Origin of the sequence: Corynebacterium sp. ACRQK (assembly GCF_022345965.1) — a bacterium.
Taxonomy (GTDB): domain Bacteria; phylum Actinomycetota; class Actinomycetes; order Mycobacteriales; family Mycobacteriaceae; genus Corynebacterium.
Genome location: NZ_JAKRMU010000010.1, coordinates 12,791 through 28,961, shown reverse-complemented (window position 1 = coordinate 28,961; position 16,171 = coordinate 12,791). Strand labels below are relative to the sequence as shown.

12 protein-coding genes are annotated in these 16,171 nt (G+C 63.4%); 6 read left to right on the top strand and 6 right to left on the bottom strand.

Annotation, left to right across the window (positions count from 1 at the left end):
* Positions 1 to 73 precede the first annotated feature (73 nt).
* Entirely contained in the window at positions 74 to 1,741 is a 1,668-nt protein-coding gene (locus MHX63_RS09825) for a hypothetical protein (RefSeq protein WP_239388551.1), read from the top strand.
* Here MHX63_RS09825 and uvrA read toward each other — a convergent pair.
* Entirely contained in the window at positions 1,720 to 4,566 is a 2,847-nt protein-coding gene (uvrA, locus tag MHX63_RS09820) for an excinuclease ABC subunit UvrA (RefSeq protein WP_239388549.1), read from the bottom strand. The two genes, MHX63_RS09825 and uvrA, sit on opposite strands and share 22 nt — an antisense overlap.
* A 74-nt stretch (positions 4,567 to 4,640) precedes the next feature.
* Here uvrA and MHX63_RS09815 point away from each other — a divergent pair, with 74 nt between their 5' ends.
* From MHX63_RS09815 to MHX63_RS09805, 3 genes are all read left to right on the top strand, one after another.
* Positions 4,641 to 5,327 (top strand): MBL fold metallo-hydrolase, encoded by a 687-nt coding sequence (locus MHX63_RS09815; protein ID WP_239388547.1) that lies wholly within the window; start codon positions 4,641 to 4,643, stop codon positions 5,325 to 5,327.
* Between the two features lie 117 nt (positions 5,328 to 5,444).
* On the top strand, positions 5,445 to 6,296 hold the full coding sequence (locus tag MHX63_RS09810; RefSeq protein ID WP_239388545.1) for a DoxX family protein: 852 nt from the start codon (positions 5,445 to 5,447) through the stop codon (positions 6,294 to 6,296).
* A 125-nt stretch (positions 6,297 to 6,421) separates the two neighbouring features.
* Complete coding sequence (locus MHX63_RS09805; RefSeq protein ID WP_239388543.1) at positions 6,422 to 8,728, top strand: ATP-binding domain-containing protein; 2,307 nt, start codon at positions 6,422 to 6,424, stop codon at positions 8,726 to 8,728.
* Positions 8,729 to 8,754: 26 nt separating this feature from the next.
* On the opposite strand, the gene MHX63_RS09800 is transcribed toward MHX63_RS09805, so the two are convergent.
* Positions 8,755 to 9,189, bottom strand: a complete 435-nt coding sequence (locus MHX63_RS09800; RefSeq protein WP_239388541.1) for a universal stress protein — start codon at positions 9,187 to 9,189, stop codon at positions 8,755 to 8,757.
* 10 nt (positions 9,190 to 9,199) lie between these two features.
* Complete coding sequence (uvrB, locus tag MHX63_RS09795) at positions 9,200 to 11,347, bottom strand: excinuclease ABC subunit UvrB (protein ID WP_239388539.1); 2,148 nt, start codon at positions 11,345 to 11,347, stop codon at positions 9,200 to 9,202.
* Positions 11,348 to 11,432: 85 nt separating this feature from the next.
* Here uvrB and MHX63_RS09790 point away from each other — a divergent pair, with 85 nt between their 5' ends.
* Positions 11,433 to 12,377, top strand: a complete 945-nt coding sequence (locus tag MHX63_RS09790) for a YdcF family protein (protein WP_239388537.1) — start codon at positions 11,433 to 11,435, stop codon at positions 12,375 to 12,377.
* Positions 12,378 to 12,381: 4 nt separating this feature from the next.
* Here the strand turns inward: MHX63_RS09790 and coaE are convergent, their stop codons facing one another.
* Both coaE and MHX63_RS09780 read right to left on the bottom strand, forming a co-directional pair.
* Positions 12,382 to 12,966 (bottom strand): dephospho-CoA kinase, encoded by a 585-nt coding sequence (gene coaE / locus MHX63_RS09785; protein WP_239388535.1) that lies wholly within the window; start codon positions 12,964 to 12,966, stop codon positions 12,382 to 12,384.
* 16 nt (positions 12,967 to 12,982) lie between these two features.
* The gene (locus MHX63_RS09780) at positions 12,983 to 13,339 is read right to left on the bottom strand and encodes a hypothetical protein (RefSeq protein ID WP_239388533.1); all 357 of its coding nucleotides are present in this window, start codon (positions 13,337 to 13,339) and stop codon (positions 12,983 to 12,985) included.
* Positions 13,340 to 13,400: 61 nt separating this feature from the next.
* Between MHX63_RS09780 and MHX63_RS09775 the strand changes: the two genes are divergently transcribed.
* Positions 13,401 to 14,654 carry a DUF4185 domain-containing protein gene (locus tag MHX63_RS09775; RefSeq protein WP_239388531.1) on the top strand — a complete coding sequence of 418 codons (1,254 nt, stop codon included), beginning with the start codon at positions 13,401 to 13,403 and terminating at the stop codon, positions 14,652 to 14,654.
* Positions 14,655 to 14,713: 59 nt separating this feature from the next.
* Here the strand turns inward: MHX63_RS09775 and MHX63_RS09770 are convergent, their stop codons facing one another.
* Entirely contained in the window at positions 14,714 to 16,030 is a 1,317-nt protein-coding gene (locus MHX63_RS09770; RefSeq protein WP_239388529.1) for an acetyl-CoA C-acetyltransferase, read from the bottom strand.
* Positions 16,031 to 16,171 lie beyond the last annotated feature (141 nt).

The window sequence follows — 16,171 nt, the reverse complement described above, 5'->3', positions numbered from 1 at the left end:
AGCGAAGCAGCAGGAGCCAAAGGAGCCAAACAAGCTGCAACAGTGGTGGGAAAAGGAAGATCTGGTTACTCGCTTGCTGGCGATCATCGGCGGCTCCATCACGGTTGTCGGCCTCACCTTCCTGGCTCTACTGGCCTACGCTTCCGGGATCCTCACTCCGGAGGGAGCGGTGATTCTCGCTGCGGTGATCTGTGGCGGTTTGGCCGTGACGTCGACGATCGTGCACAAGAAGCAACCAGACGGAGTGAGCTCGTCGGCGCTATTGATAGTTGCCACACTGGGCGGTTTGGCGGACCTCTGGGTCGCGGTGTTCAACCTGGGATGGTTCGGTGAGGCGCTCGGTAGCGTGCTGACGGTAGTCATATGTGCGGGCGCATTGGCTCTGGCATATGCCTGGAAGAAGGAAGTCCTCGCGGTGGTCGTCACCGCCTTCGCGCCTCTATTCATCCTGCCGGCGGCAGCGAACTTCCTCTCCATGTTCCCCGCCGACCAGGAAGTACAACGCGAAATCCACAATGGATACTTCGCCGGCAGCCTGATCGCTGCCGCTATCTGCGGCTTCGCAGCCCGCTGGGGTCGCCCGTGGTTCAAACTTCAGACCACAGCGACCATTACTTACATCTGCGCGATGCTGCTGAGTGCACCCTTCATACTTACGACGTTCCTGCTCGGCGTAGTGGGCTTCGCGCTCGTGACGATCATCAGCTTCGTCCCACCGTTTGCATCCCGCCAGCTTCACCTCAGCGGCGTAGTTGCCGTGGTGATCATTCCGTCGGTGTGCCTGTTGTCCAGCAATTCCTGGGCGGCTGTCGCCTTTATCTCCCTAGTAACTGCGTGCGCATACATCATCGCTCGCATCAACGGCGGCATCTTCCAAGCGGACCTCCAGATTCCAGGAACAGAACCGCTTCCACCACAGCTGGCCAATGCGTTCGCTTTTATAATCTCCGCCGGCACTCTCCCCATTGTCTTCATCATCCGCTTCTTCCAGTGGTACGCGTTGGATTCTGAGCTACGGCATACCCCCGCTGAAGCCTCGGTGTTTGGCTATGGGAGCATCATCGTCGCTGTGGGTCTGCTGCTTTACACCGCAGCCGTTGTATGGGGACTGCCGCGCATGCCTAAGAATGTCGCATGGATCTCTCTGATGTGCTCTTTCCTAGCGGTGTTCACCCACGCACCGCGCAGCTGGGTTGGAGCAGATAGCATGCGTGTCCCGGACTCGGCGATAGTACTGGTAGTCAGCCTCGCGCTAGCGGTAGCGCTTCTGTATCGCCACCAATACCTCCTCAAGACCGGCCTGCGGGGAATCGCTGGACGCGAGATTCCGGGCAAGCAGTCCAACTCGGAAGTGACGATGTTGGTCATCGGCGTAATCACGCTTGTGCTTGCTTCCTCCGCAATCCCCGCCGTCGCTATGGCTATCTCCACCACGAAGCTGTCATTCATGGTGGCGCACGTGCTGATCTCCGTCAGCTGGATGTTGGGCGCCGTGTACCTGCTATACCGCAACAACTCGAAGCCCGGCCTGATGCTGGCGATCATTGCCACCGCCAAGCTTGTCTTCTACGACCTGTCCGTCCTCGGTGGCCTTGTGCAGGCTCTGGCGTTCCTCATCTGCGGCATGGTGCTGCTGGTTGCCGCCATTACCCGCGAGAAGCCCAACAAGACTCCCCCACAGCCGCCCCTGCAGCAGCCGCAGCAGCCCCGGATTCAAGATCAGAGCATGGATCGCAGGTAGCGGCCAGTGTGGGAGGCCTCCACCTCCGCAACTTGCTCCGGGGTGCCCTCGGCAACAACGGTGCCGCCGCCCGAACCGCCCTCCGGCCCCATGTCCACAATCCAGTCGGCAGCCTTAATGACATCCAGGTTGTGCTCAATAATGAACACGCTATTGCCCTTGTCCACGAGCCCCTGGATCACCAGCATCAGCTTGCGAATGTCCTCGAAGTGCAGGCCGGTGGTCGGCTCGTCAAGGATGTACACCGTCCGACCATTGGAACGTTTCTGCAGCTCGGCGGCCAGCTTCACGCGCTGCGCCTCACCGCCGGACAAGGTGGTGGCTGCCTGCCCCAGGCGGACGTACCCCAGGCCCACATCCACCAGGGTGTTCAGGTAGCGGGAAATCGACGTGACGGGTTCGAAGAACTCCGCTGCCTCGGAAATCGGCATGTCCAGCACCTCGGCGATGGACTTGCCCTTGTAGTGAACCTCCAGCGTCTCGCGGTTGTAGCGGGCGCCCTCGCAGACCTCACAAGGTACGTACACGTCGGGTAGGAAGTTCATCTCGATCTTCAGAGTGCCGTCGCCGTGGCAGGCCTCGCAGCGCCCGCCCTTGACGTTGAACGAGAACCGACCCGCGGTGTAGCCGCGTACTTTCGCCTCCGTCGTCTCGGCGAACAGCTTGCGGATCTTGTCGAACACGCCCGTATACGTAGCCGGGTTAGATCGGGGGGTGCGGCCAATCGGGCTCTGATCCACCTGCACCAGCTTGTCCAAGTGCTCCGTACCCGTGATTTTCTTGTGGTGGCCCGGCACCTGGCGCGCCTTGTTCAAGGTGTTGCTCAGGGACTTCGCCACAATACCGTTGATCAGGGAGGATTTACCGGAGCCCGACACACCGGTAATCAGCGTCAGCACACCCAACGGCAGGGTGACGTCCACCTTCTGCAGGTTGTTTTCCTGGGCGCCGTGTACCGTCAGCACCCTGTCCTTATCGATCGGGCGGCGCTTCTCCGGCACAGCCAGCACCCTTTCACCGGACAGGTACTGGCCGGTCAGGGAGTCTTCTGCGTCGAGGATCCCCTTGGGCTCGCCCTGGTAGACGATCTCGCCGCCGTACTCGCCGGCACGCGGGCCAATATCCACCAGCCAGTCGGCCGTGCGGATCGTGTCTTCGTCGTGCTCCACCACGATCAGGGTGTTACCCAGGTCGCGCAGGTGCTGCAGGGTGCGGATCAGCCGCTCATTATCTCGCTGGTGCAGACCGATCGACGGCTCATCCAGCACGTACAGCACGCCCGCCAGGCCGGAACCAATTTGCGTGGCCAGGCGGATGCGCTGAGCCTCACCGCCGGATAGCGTGCCCGCGGAGCGGGACATCGACAGGTAGTTCAGGCCAACGTCCAGCAGGAACTTCAGGCGCGCCTGGATTTCCCGCAGTACCGCCCCGGCGATCATCTCCTCGCGCTTGCTTAGAGAAAGGTTGTCGAGGAAGCTGCTGGCGTCCGCAATAGAAAGATCAGAGACCTCGGCGATGGACAGTTCCTGTTCGCCGGAGGCAATAGTTACGGCCAATACTTCCGGCTTCAGGCGCGTACCGTCGCACGTCGGGCAGGCGACCTCACGCATGTAGCTGCGGTAGCGCTCCTTGGACCAGTCGGAATCGGTTTGGTCGAGCTTGCGCTTCAGGAAGGGCATCACGCCCTCGAAGGGTGCGTTGTAGGTGCGCGAACGGCCGTAGCGGTTGCGGTAGCTGACCTTGATCTGCGTCTTGTGGCCGTTCAGGATGGCCTTGCGGTGGGTGGCCTTCAGATCCTTCCACGGGGACTTCGGGTCGAATCCCATCGCCTCGCCCAACGCATTCACCAGCTTGGTGAAGTACTTGCTGTTCGGGCTAGACGACCACGGTGCTATCGCGTCGACCACGGCTGCGTCCTCGTCCGGGATCACCAGCTTCTCGTCGACCTCCAGGCGCGTGCCCAGGCCGTCGCAGGCAGGGCAGGCACCATAGGGCGAGTTGAAGGAGAACGTGCGCGGCTCCAGCTCGTCCAGCTGGATCGCGTGGCCATTCGGGCAGGCCATCTTCTCGGAGAAGCGGCGTGTGCGGTGCGGGTCGTCGTCCGGCAGTCCAACGAAGTCCAGGACCACAATCCCGTCGGCCAGCTGCAGAGCGGTCTCGATCGAATCGGTCAGGCGCTGCTTCTGGGATTCCTTCACCTGCAGGCGGTCCACCACTACATCAATATCGTGCTTGACCTGCTTTTCCAGTGTCGGCGGATCGGACAGCTGGTACACCGCCCCGTCGACCTGCACGCGGGAGTAGCCCTGCGCGGCCAGGTCCTCGAAGAGGTCCACGAACTCGCCCTTGCGAGTGCGCACGACCGGCGCGAGCACCTGAAACTTCAGCCCCTGCTCCATCGCCAGGATTTGGTCCACGATCTCCTGCGGGGTCTGGCGCTGGATCACGCCGCCACACTCCGGGCAGTGCGGGATGCCGGTGCGGGCGTACAGCAGGCGCAGGTAGTCGAAGATCTCGGTTACCGTGCCGACGGTCGAGCGCGGGTTGCGGTTCGTGGACTTCTGGTCGATGGAAACCGCCGGGGACAGCCCTTCGATCAGCTCCACGTCCGGCTTATCCATGCGCCCGAGGAACATGCGCGCATAGGAGCTCAAAGATTCGACGTATCTGCGCTGGCCTTCTGCGAAGATCGTGTCGAAGGCCAGGGAGGATTTGCCCGAGCCGGACAGCCCCGTAAACACGATCATCTTGTCGCGCGGCAGGTCGATATCCACGCCCTTGAGGTTGTGTTCGCTGGCTCCACGGACAATCAGCTGATCGGCCACTATCTACTCCTTAATTGTTGAAGCATCAACCCTGCTAGTCTACGCCATCGCCGAGACATCGCTAGTGTGGTGCCATGCAGCAAGTTACTGAATTTAGCCATCTTTCCGCACCGCGCGACGTGCAGGTTCTTAATTCTGACGCCCATACGTACGCAGTGACGACCGTGGGTTCTATGGACAACAATTGTTGGTTGCTGTGCCGGGGCGGCGAGGCGCTGCTGGTGGATGCCGCCGACGATGCAGAACACCTGCTGGGCCTGGCCGAACGGTTGGGTGTGCGCATCACCGATGTGCTCACTACTCACCAGCATGCAGACCACACTCGCGCGCTGGCAGACGTCCTAAAGGCGACAGGCGCCCGCCACCACGGGCCGCGCCTGGATGCCGAGGCGCTGCCCGTGGCGCCGGACCGAGTGTATGGAAACGACGAAGGTTCCCGGGAACCACTGGACCTGGCTGGTGCACAGCTGCCGGAGCTCGGCTTGCAGGTAGTCGAGCTACGGGGCCACACCCCGGGCGGCCTGGCGGTGCTGGATCTGGCCGACGGGCGCGTACCACGAGCGTGGGTGGGTGACAGTGTTTTCCCCGGTGGCGTCGGAAAAACAAACAACCCCGAGCAGTTCGAGCAGCTCCTGGGCGACGTGCGCGACAGGATCTTCACCCTCCCCGAAGAAACCCGAATCCACCCTGGTCACGGCGATTCCACGTCCGTTGGGGAGGAAAAGGGCAAGGTCGATGAGTGGGCCGCGCGAGGCTGGTAGATAGCCCCGGACCCCACTCCCGGTGAGGTTGATTCAGGTAACCTGGGAGATTGTTCGAGCACGACTAAACGCAGTCAAGGGTCGTGCCACCAACAATTTAGGAGTGTGTAGACCCAAATGTTCCGTACCCTTGCCCGCCCGCTGCTGGCTTCCGCTTTCGCCGTTGACGGAGCCCAGATGCTGCTGAACAGCAACGAATATGCAGAAGACGCAAAGGCTATCAACGGCACTCTGCGTTCCGTGCTGCCGCAGGATAAGGCCGGCCTGATTCCCGACGATGCAGAGACCACCGTGCGCGTGGTCGGCACCACCAAGGTCGTTGCCTCCGCCCTGCTGGCCACCGGCAAGGCTCCGCGCCTGGCCGCCGCTACCCTGGCCGCCGTACAGATCCCGACCGCGCTGTCCCGCCACGCATTCTGGAATGCGTCCAATGGCGCGGAGCGCAAGGAGGAGATCCGCGGCCTGGTGACCGACCTGGCTCTGCTGGGTGGTCTGGTTATCACCTCCGCAGACACCGCCGGTAAGCCGGGCCTGAAGTGGCGTGCGCAGCAGGCTATGCCGGGCAAGACTGAGCAGCAGAAGATGCTGGAGAACGCGCAGACCCAGTCCAAGGCTTTCGCCGCCAACGCTTCCGACCAGGCACAGGGCTTCTTCGCCAAGACGAAGGAAGTTGCCGACCAGGTGCAGGATAAGGTTACCGACTACGTTGACGAGCACCAGGACGAGTGGAAGGAAGCAGCCGAGAACCTGCGCGAGCGCGCGGCTGAGTTCGGCGACCAGGCTTCCGACTACGCACAGTCCGCTGCGGCCAAGGCGCAGGACGCTTGGGACGACTTCGACGCCGAAGACCTGAAGAAGGACGTTCAGAAGGCCACCAAGAAGTCCCGCAAGCGCGCCCAGCAGGCACAGAAGCAGGCGCAGAAGCGAGCAAGAAAGGCTCAGAAGAATGCGCAGAAGCGCTTCAAGTAAGAGCTAAAAGCACTAAGAGCCCCTGGTTAGTTCGGCTACCAGGGGCTCTTTGGCTCTATCCTTAAAACCCCTATCCCGAAGAACCCACGACAAGCCAACTACTCAGAAGGGAACCCCCACCCACCTTGTCGCCCACCGACGACATCGCTGCCGAGCAGCGCTACCTCGACGACCTCCTAGAACGGGTAGACCAAGCCTGCGAGAGGCTGGAACAGCGGCTCAAGGCTGTCCGCCTGGAGGCCGATATCGACGACCCACAGGGTTTGATGGTGCGCGACCGCGAGGCACGCGACATTGCTCAACGCCTGGATTCCTACTCTGCTGCGGAGGTTGGCCTAATGTTCGGGCGCATCGACGTGGAGGATGCGGAGGCGGAGAACCCCGTCCCCGGAAACGAACACCTGGATCGCCGATACATCGGGCGCATCGGCCTGCATGATGACGACGAGGAGATGCGCACCCTGCTGATGGACTGGCGTGCTCCCCTGGCCCGCCCCTTCTACCTGGCCACCACCCTGCGCCCCGACGGGGTACACACGCGGCGGCACATCACCACCCGTGGTCGGACGGTGCGCAGCGTGGCAGACGAACAGCTATCCACCACGGCAGGACCAACCGATGCGGTAGGTACTGGGCGGCGAGGGGGCGTCGCCAAAGAAGAAGCGCTACTCGATGCCGTCAACAGGGCGCGCACGGCGTACATGCAAGACATCGTAGAGACGATCGCGGCGGAACAGGACGCGATCATCCGCGCAGCATACCGTGGCGTGACCGTGGTCCAGGGAGCGCCTGGAACCGGCAAGACTGCCGTGGCGCTGCACCGGGCGGCGTACCTGCTGTACACGTGGCGCGAGCAGCTCGATAACACGGGCGTGCTGATCATCGGCCCTAACGACCGCTTCCTTTCCTACATTTCGCAGGTGCTGCCCTCGCTGGGCGAAACTGGCGTGGTGCTGGCAACCCCCGGCACCCTGCTGCCGAACCTGCACACCGTACCGGAGACGAACCTGCTGGCGCGCGAGGTCAAGGGCTCGGCGGAGATGCTGACGATCCTGGGCGATGCGATCAAGACGTACCAGACCGTGCCGGAAGACAGCATCGACATCAGCATCGACGGGCTCAACGTGCAGCTCACGCCGAAGATGGTGCGGGCGGCCAGGACTCGTGCGCGCCGCTCCCGCAAACCGCACAATCATGCGCGGACGGCCTTCCTGGATCACGGGCTAAATGCGCTGGCGGAGGCCCTGGGCGAAAGCATCGGTGCCGACCCGCTGGGAGGCGAAAACCTGCTGGGCAAGGGCGATATCGCCACCCTGCGCGAGGAACTCGGTGCGGATCCGACGGTCGTGGACGCACTGGGGCAATTCTGGCCCGAGCTGCACCCCACCCAGGTGCTGGAGCGGCTATACGCGGACCCGGCAGCCATCGCCGTCGACTATGACGAGGACACGTGGCGCGGCCTGGCCGCCCACCCCAGCGGTGAATGGACTGACGCCGACGCGCCACTCATCGACGAACTGATCGACATGCTGGGCTATGTCTCCGACGAGGAGACCGCCGCTGAGGAGCGCGAGCAGTGGCTGGAGAAGATCACCGAGGCGCAGGAGGCGCTGGACATCCTCACCGGCTCGGCCAGCCAGGACCTGGACGACGGCTTCGCTCCCGAGGTGCTGATGGCCTACGACGTTATTGACGCCGAAACGCTGGCCGCCCGCCAGCGAGTCCGCGACCACCGCACGACCGCCGAACGTGCGGCAGCCGATAGCCGGTGGGCATTCGGGCACGTGATCGTCGACGAGGCGCAAGAGCTCAGCGAGATGGCCTGGCGGATGGTGTTCCGCCGCTCGCCTAACAAGTGGATGACGTTGGTGGGCGACCCGGCGCAGACCGGCAACCCCGGCGGGGTGGATAGCTGGGCGGAGGCGCTCTCCCCCTTCGTGGCCGACCGCTGGCAGCTGCACCAGCTGACGGTGAACTACCGCACTCCGAAGGACATTGCGGATCTTGCCGCGCCGCTGTTGCACGAGATCGACCCCTCCCAGCCTTCTCCCCTGGCACTGCGCGAATCGGGTACCGGGGTGCGGTATGCCAAGGCGGCGACCGGCGCCGAGCTCGGTTCGAAGGTTCAGGCCGCGGTCGAGCAGGCCCGGGAGCTCACGGGTGAATCCGGCCTGATCGGTGTGATTACCGTGGACCCCGCGCGCCTAGAGCACGTTGTGACGGAGCAGTCCGAGGCGGAAAAAGCGGGCGCGGAGGTTGTGCTTGTGGATACCGCCGCCGCGAAGGGCCTGGAGTTCGACGAGGTGATCCTAGTCGAGCCGGCGGACATTGTGGAGAGCTCCCCCCAGGGGCTCAACGACCTCTACGTGGCCATGACGCGCGCCACCCAGGGCCTGACGGTTGTGCATGCTCGCCCGTTGCCCTGGGATTAAGCGGGTCTAGCGCGGATCAAGAAGGGCTAATCCCTGGTGCCGACGGTGTGGACGATCATCACGTCGCACTCCGCCTGGCGCGCCGCATCGGCTGGCACGCTGCCCAGCAGGCGCCCGGTCAGCGAGTTAATGCCACGGTTGCCGACGACCAGCAGGTCCGCTTCTTCGCTCTTGACGATGCTCATCAGCGCCTCCACCGGGTCGCCTTCCTTCAGCACCGCGCGAACCTTCTTGGCGCCTTCGCCTTCGGCCTCTTTTCGTGCGGACGCCAACACCTCAGCCGCGGACATCTCCCCGTCCACCGCAGTGGTCTTCTTGGTCGCGGTATCCGCGTGCTCCCCCACATACGCGCTGGCCAGGACGAGCTCCGCGTCCATGGCGGCGGCTACGCCCGCGGCGCGTCGCACTGCTAGAAAAGAAGATTCCGACCCATCGGTTCCGACCACGACTGTGTTGTACATAACTCTAATATTACAACCCAGCTTCGATCATGCCCCGCAGTTCCTTCTTTAGGTCCGCAATTTCATCGCGGAGGCGACCGGCGAGCTCGAACTTCAGCTCCTTGGCCGCCGATTTCATCTGCTCTGTCATCTCCTGGATCAGCTTCTCCAGCTGCGGGCGAGCCATCGGTTCCTCGCTGGAACCGCGCACCAGCGCCCAGTCGGCCTCGGGCGATTCACCCCGCCCACCGGCACTGGAATCGGCGCCGGCGCCGCCTGCGGCGTCCACACCAGACTCCGCTTCGAGCTCCGCGACCTGGTCCAAGATATCGGCGATCTTCTTGCGCAAAGGCTGCGGATCAATGCCGTGCTCTTCGTTGTAGGCGATCTGCTTGGCGCGGCGGCGCTCGGTCTCGTCGATGGCGTACTGCATCGAGTCGGTGACCTTGTCGGCGTACATGATGACCTCGCCGGAGACGTTACGCGCAGCACGGCCAATGGTCTGGATCAGCGAGCGTTCGGAGCGCAGGAAGCCCTCCTTGTCCGCATCCAGGATCGCCACCAGCGAGACCTCCGGCAGGTCCAGGCCCTCGCGCAGCAGGTTGATGCCCACTAGCACGTCGAACTCACCCAGACGCAGCTGGCGGAGCAGCTCCACGCGCTTGAGGGTATCGATGTCGGAGTGCATGTAGCGGACCTTCACGCCGTGCTCCAGCAGGTAGTCGGTGAGGTCCTCGGCCATGCGCTTGGTCAGTGTGGTGACCAGCACGCGCTCGTTCTTCTCGGTGCGCTGGCGGATCTGCTCGATCAGGTCGTCGATCTGGCCTTCGGTCGGGCGCACCTCCACCTTGGGGTCCACCAGGCCGGTCGGGCGAATGACCTGTTCGACGTACTCGCCCTGGGCGGCGGCGATCTCGTAATCGCCGGGGGTGGCGGACATGTAAACGCACTGGCCCTTGCGGTCGTCGAACTCCTCCCACGTCAGCGGGCGGTTATCCAGCGCGCTGGGGAGACGGAAGCCGTGTTCCACCAGGTTGCGTTTGCGGGACATGTCGCCTTCGAACATGCCGCCGATCTGCGGGACGGTTACGTGGGACTCGTCGATGATGGTGAGGAAGTCCTCGGGGAAGTAATCGATCAGGGTGGCAGGCGCGGAACCGGCAGCGCGGCCGTCGATGTGGCGGGAGTAGTTCTCGATGCCACTGGTGAAGCCCACCTGCTGGATCATCTCCAGGTCGTATTCGGTACGCATGCGCAGGCGCTGGGCCTCCAGCAGCTTGCCGCGGTTTTCCAGCTCCTCCAGACGCTGCGCCAGCTCCTCCTTGATGGCCTGCATGGCCTTTTCCATGCGTTCCGGGCCGGCGACGTAGTGGGTGGCTGGGAAGATGCGCAATTCGTCGACCCGGCGAATCACGTCGCCGGTCAGCGGGTGGATGTAGTACAGCGCATCGATGTCGTCGCCGAAGAACTCCACGCGCACCGCCAGCTCTTCGTAGGCCGGAATGATGTCCACCGTGTCGCCTTTTACGCGGAAGGTACCGCGGGTAAAGGCGATGTCGTTGCGGGAGTATTGGATATCCACCAGCAGGCGCAGGAACCGATCGCGTTCGACCTCCTCGTCGACCTTCAAGACCACCGAGCGGTCCAGGTAAGACTGCGGGGTGCCGAGGCCGTAGATGCAGGAGACCGAGGACACAACCACCACGTCCCGGCGCGACAGTAGCGCGGAGGTCGCGGAGTGGCGTAGGCGCTCCACGTCTTCGTTGATGGACGAGTCTTTCTCGATGTACGTATCCGTCTGCGCGATATACGCCTCTGGTTGGTAGTAGTCGTAGTAGGAGACGAAGTACTCCACCGCGTTGTTCGGCAGCAGGCTGCGCAGTTCGTTGGCCAGCTGGGCGGCCAGGGTCTTATTCGGCGCCATCACCAGTGTGGGCCGCTGTTCCTTTTCGATGAGCCAGGCGGCCGTCGCGGACTTACCGGTACCGGTGGCGCCCATCAGCACGACGTCGCGTTCGCCGCGGTTAAGGCGCTGGTGCAGCTCATCGATCGCCTTCGGCTGATCGCCGGCGGGATTGTAGTCGCTGATGACTTCGAACTTCGCGTCCGAGCGTTCGACCTCCCCGACCGGGCGAAACTCGGAGTACGACAATTCGGGACGTTCTGCTGCAAAGGCCATGCGCACCAGTCTACGTGTCGCCTCGGACACCGCCTGTCGTGCTTTCACCCAGCGCTTTTACTATGGCCGTTCTAAGGTTAGTCACATGAAGCTCTTCTCCCGCGGTCGTGCCGCTATGGCCCCTGTCATCGCTCTTTCACTCTTGGTCACTCCCTCTGCCGTTGCCGCACCTGCACCGTCTGCGCCCGCCGTCCCACCGATCGTTGCCGGTTCGGCGCCGATCGGCCCCAACACCGTCGTTATTCCTGGCGAGCTGTTGCCGGTTGGCCCCAGCGGTGCGCGTACTGCTCGTACTGTTGATGACGCCTACTCCGCGGCCGCCATCGCCGCCCAGTATTTGAACCAGGATCCCCGCCCGGCGTTGGACCGGCTCTCCCCCGCCCGACGCGCCGAGGTGAGCCATATCCTCAAGGTCTTGGAGGCTCCTGTGAAAGCTCCTGGCAAGGCCACCAGTCCGCGTGCAACCGTGGTGGTGCTGGGTAACGGGCTGAACGCGGATGGCTCCGTGCACCCCAACCTGCAGCGCCGCCTGGAGGTTGCCCGCGATTATGCACTGCGGCACCCGGAGAGCCCCATCATCACCTCCGGTGGCAAGACCGAGCACGGGCACGTGGAGGCCGAATCGATGAAGAGGTGGCTGGTCCGCGCCGGAATCTCCCCGCAGCGCATCCACGTGGAGGGCAACTCCTGGTCCACCATCAGCAATGCGTGGCACAGCGCGAAGGTCTTCGGAAAGATGAACGCGCAGTCCAAGAACGCCTCCCACGGCAAGTCGCTGCCGCGCGAGCTGGTGATCGCCACTACTGATAGCCACCTGCACCGTGGAGTGAGCGACTACCGCATTGCCTTCGGCCCGCACACCACCGTCTACGGCCTGGCCTCCAAGTCCGATCCGGTGCAGCAGCGCAACCTGGCCAAGGAGCGCACCTCCCGCTACCGCGACGCGGTGGGGCTATTCATCTTCCCGGAGACGATTGTGGCCGACGGCCTGCCGCCGATCTTCGGCGCCGGCATCCCGCGTTTCTGGTAAGGCCTTAGAACCCGTCCCAGAAATCGTCGACCTGCTCGAGTAGCTGTTCCACGGTTCCGGAATTATCCAGAACTGTGTCCGCCGCATTCAGGCGGGTCTCGCGGTCGATCTGGGCAGCAATCCGGCGGCGGGCGTCGTCCTCATCTAAACCGCGGTGTTGCACTAGGCGGTCGATGCGCAGCTCGTCGGGAGCGTCCACCACCAACACGTGGTCGACCTTGTCGACCTCACCGTTTTCGATGAGCAGCGGCATGTCGTAGACGAGCACCTGCGCGCCGGACTCCCGCCCCTGCTTAAACAGCTCTTCAGTGCGGGCACGAATGCGCGGGTGAGTGATCGCGTTCAGCTTCTCCGTCGCCTCCGGCGTAGCAAAGGCCTGCCGGGCTAGTTCCGCCCGGTTTAACGTGCCGTCGGGGTTCAGCACCCCGTCAAACGCATCCGCCAGCTCGGCCAAAGCTGGCTGACCTGGTTCGACGATCTCGCGCGCCACCAGGTCGGCGTCAACAATAAAAGCACCGAGCTCCGCCAACCGCGAAGAGACGGTTGACTTGCCCGATCCGATTCCACCAGTCAGCCCAATTGTGATCATGAGGCCATGCTAGCGCCTACAGGGAACCGACCAGAGTGTTTCCGGCCAGGCGGCACTGGTAGTAGCTGGCGGCAAGGTTGCCGAACTCCACGCGCAGGCCATTGGCCTTGTAGATATCCTGCTCCGCAACGGCCTCATCCCACTGCTTACGGACCTCTTCGATTTGCTGATCCAGCTTCTGGCAGGCCTTCGGCACGCGCGAGGAGCTACCCAAGCCGCTAGACGCAGGAGCCTTGGGAGTCTCAACGGTCGGCAGAGGCTGGAGGGTCTCGGGTGCGGAATCAGCGTCCGCGGCGCCAGCGATACCCGCAGCGCTGGACAGAGTAAGAACGGCAGCGACGGCGATGGAAGCAATGCGAGAGGAATTAGCCATAGCCGAGAATATAGCGGAGCTCGACAGGCGCCGCAGGACAGCGTATGCAAATATAACTTGCATGCATAAGATTTCCGCCTCTCGCAGCTCGCTTGCCGCAACTTTGACCGCAGGTTCGATCCTGGCTACCGCCACCGCCGTGACCGCCCTATCCACGGGTCACGCCGCGGCGGATCCATGCTGGACCTACAGGCCCACTACCAGCGATGGGCTGGCCGCCAGCAGCAGCGGCTCGCTAGCCGGTAGCCTTGGCCAACCACAGTGGCTGACCGGCAAGCCCGAGGGCATGCCGAAGGTCACCGGTAATACCGAGGCAATGCACATGCTCACCGGCCGCTTCAGCCCCGACCGCACCGACAAGACGGGCTTGAGCTCCACAGACCTGGGCATCATGTGGGATTCCGGCAATGGGCGCGTGCTGGCGGCGTTTGGTGATTCCTTCCGCTGTGGTTCCGGAAACAACGGCTGGCACTCCAATGCCCTATACGAGACCGACGATATGGATCCCTCCAACGGCATCCACATGGGTGGTCCTGCCACCGGCAGCCGCTCCGAGGAGTTCCTGCCTGAATCTCTAAAGATCGACGGTGTGGAGAAGACAATCATCCCGACCGCAGGCATCGAGGTAAATGGTGCGCAGTACGTGGACTTCATGTCCGTGCGCGACTGGGGCCGCCCGGGACAGTGGCGTACGAACTACGCCGCGACGGCGAAATCCACCGATGGCGGGAAGACTTTCTCTGTGGTGCCGGACTCCTACCGCACCAGCTCGGTGGCCTCTAAGGACAGCCGCCTGCCTGACCTCCCAGCACACAGCCGTGGCAACGACTACTTCCAGATGACCGCCTTCGCCAAGGCACCGGAAAGCGCTGCAGGCGACGACGGCTACATTTACGTCTACGGCACCCCATCGGGGCGCTCCGGTCAGGCGCGCCTGGCACGCATCAACGAGGCAGAATTCCCCGACTTCAGCTCTGCGGAGTACTGGGACGGCAGTGGCTGGTCCTCCCGCATGGACGCTGCAAAGCCGGTGCTCGACGGGCGAGTCTCCGAGCTATCCGTGCAGTACAACGAGCACCTCGGCAAGTGGTTGGCACTCTACGAATCCACCCAAGGAATGGTGCTGCGCCAGGCCGATAGCCCAGAAGGGCCCTGGAGCAGCGCAAAAACGCTGATCTCCAGGGCCCAGGTGCCGGATATCTACGGCGGGTATATGTACCCACACCAGACCGATGGGAACTTGTACTGGGTGGCCACCTCGTGGCACAGCTACAACGCTGTGGTGTACAAGACCGATCTGGCGAAGATGTTCTAGCAACCGGCGGCTAGAAGCCGCTGGCCGCTACAAGCTAGCAGCTAGCGGCTAGCGGCGCTTTAGCGCTCGATAATGGCGACGATGCCCTGACCACCTGCTGCACAGATGGAGACCAGGGTGCGACCGCCGCCATTTTCCTCCAGCACCTTCGCAGCGGTGGCGATGATGCGACCGCCGGTAGCGGCAAACGGGTGGCCGGCTGCCAGGGAGGAGCCCTTGACGTTCAGCTTCGCGCGGTCGATGGCACCCAGGGCGCCATCCAGGCCCAGGCGCTCGCGGCAGTACTCGTCGGACTCCCAAGCCTTCAGGGTGGCACAGGTCTGGGAGGCGAAGGCCTCGTGGATCTCGTAGAAGTCGAAGTCCTGCAGGGAAAGGTTGTTGCGCTTCAGCAGGCGCGCAACCGCATAGGTCGGGGACATCAGCAGACCGTCCGGGGTCATGCCGTCACGGCCGTTGATGAAGTCCACGGAAGCAACCTCGGAATCCACCAGGTATGCCTTGACCGGGATGTTGTGCTCTGCGGCCCACTCCTCGGAGGAGATCAGGACTGCGGAAGCGCCGTCGGTCAGCGGGGTGGAGTTACCGGCGGTCATGGTGGCCTTGGTGCCGTGCTGCTCGGCATCCTTCTTGCCGAAGACCGGCTTCAGCTTGGCCAGCTTCTCTACGTTGGAGTCCGGGCGCAGGTTAGTATCGCGCTGTACGCCCAGGTACGGGGTGATGAGGTCCTCGAAGAAGCCCTCGTCGTATGCCTTGGCCAGCTTCTGGTGGGACTCAGCTGCCAGCTGGTCCTGCTCCTCGCGGGTCAGGCCGAACTCGCGGGCGGTGATGGCCGCGTGGTCACCCATGGAAAGACCGGTGCGGGGCTCGCCGTTGTTCGGCTGCTCCGGGGCCAGCTGGGAGGGGCGGATCTGGCCGACCAGCTTCAGGCGGTCGGTGGTGGTCTTCGCATTGTTCAGCTTGATCAGGGTCTTGCGCAGCTGATCGTTAACGGCCAGCGGTGCGTCGGAGGTGGTGTCCACACCGCCGCCAATGCCGGACTCGATGCGGCCCAGGGCGATTGCGTCCGCAACCTGCACCAGGGCAGCCAGGCCAGTTCCGCAGGCCATCTGCAAGTCGAAGGCCGGAGTGGTGGAGGACAACGCGGAACCGAGGACGGTCTCGCGGGTCAGGTTGAAGTCGCGGGAGTGCTTCAGCACGGCGCCGGCGGCGACCTGGCCCAGCTCCTCGCCCTGCAGGCCGTAGCGTGCGACCAGGCCATCGATGGCGGCGGTCAGCATGTCTTGGTTAGACGCGTTCGCGTACTCCTTGTTGGAACGGGCGAACGGGATGCGGTTGCCGCCGAGGATGGCGACCTTGCGGGGTGCTCCGTTAGTCATATTTTTGTGTCACTCCATCGAAGAATGTGAATTGAAAGAACGTATTCCTACACGGTGTGCTCGATCACACCGTATGGTTATACATGAGAACATACATTGTCTCGGCAACGCGCGTGTGCGTATCGCCAACAAGACTTGTAT

What these genes read in the sequence shown, in the direction of transcription:
- coaE (WP_239388535.1), bottom strand. Translation starts at nt 12,966, where the DNA reads ATGATCACAATTGGGCTGACTGGTGGAATCGGATCGGGCAAGTCAACC.
- MHX63_RS09770 (WP_239388529.1), bottom strand. Translation starts at nt 16,030, where the DNA reads ATGACTAACGGAGCACCCCGCAAGGTCGCCATCCTCGGCGGCAACCGC.
- MHX63_RS09775 (WP_239388531.1), top strand. Translation starts at nt 13,401, where the DNA reads ATGCATAAGATTTCCGCCTCTCGCAGCTCGCTTGCCGCAACTTTGACC.
- MHX63_RS09810 (WP_239388545.1), top strand. Translation starts at nt 5,445, where the DNA reads ATGTTCCGTACCCTTGCCCGCCCGCTGCTGGCTTCCGCTTTCGCCGTT.
- uvrB (WP_239388539.1), bottom strand. Translation starts at nt 11,347, where the DNA reads ATGGCCTTTGCAGCAGAACGTCCCGAATTGTCGTACTCCGAGTTTCGC.
- MHX63_RS09790 (WP_239388537.1), top strand. Translation starts at nt 11,433, where the DNA reads ATGAAGCTCTTCTCCCGCGGTCGTGCCGCTATGGCCCCTGTCATCGCT.
- MHX63_RS09780 (WP_239388533.1), bottom strand. Translation starts at nt 13,339, where the DNA reads ATGGCTAATTCCTCTCGCATTGCTTCCATCGCCGTCGCTGCCGTTCTT.
- MHX63_RS09815 (WP_239388547.1), top strand. Translation starts at nt 4,641, where the DNA reads ATGCAGCAAGTTACTGAATTTAGCCATCTTTCCGCACCGCGCGACGTG.
- MHX63_RS09800 (WP_239388541.1), bottom strand. Translation starts at nt 9,189, where the DNA reads ATGTACAACACAGTCGTGGTCGGAACCGATGGGTCGGAATCTTCTTTT.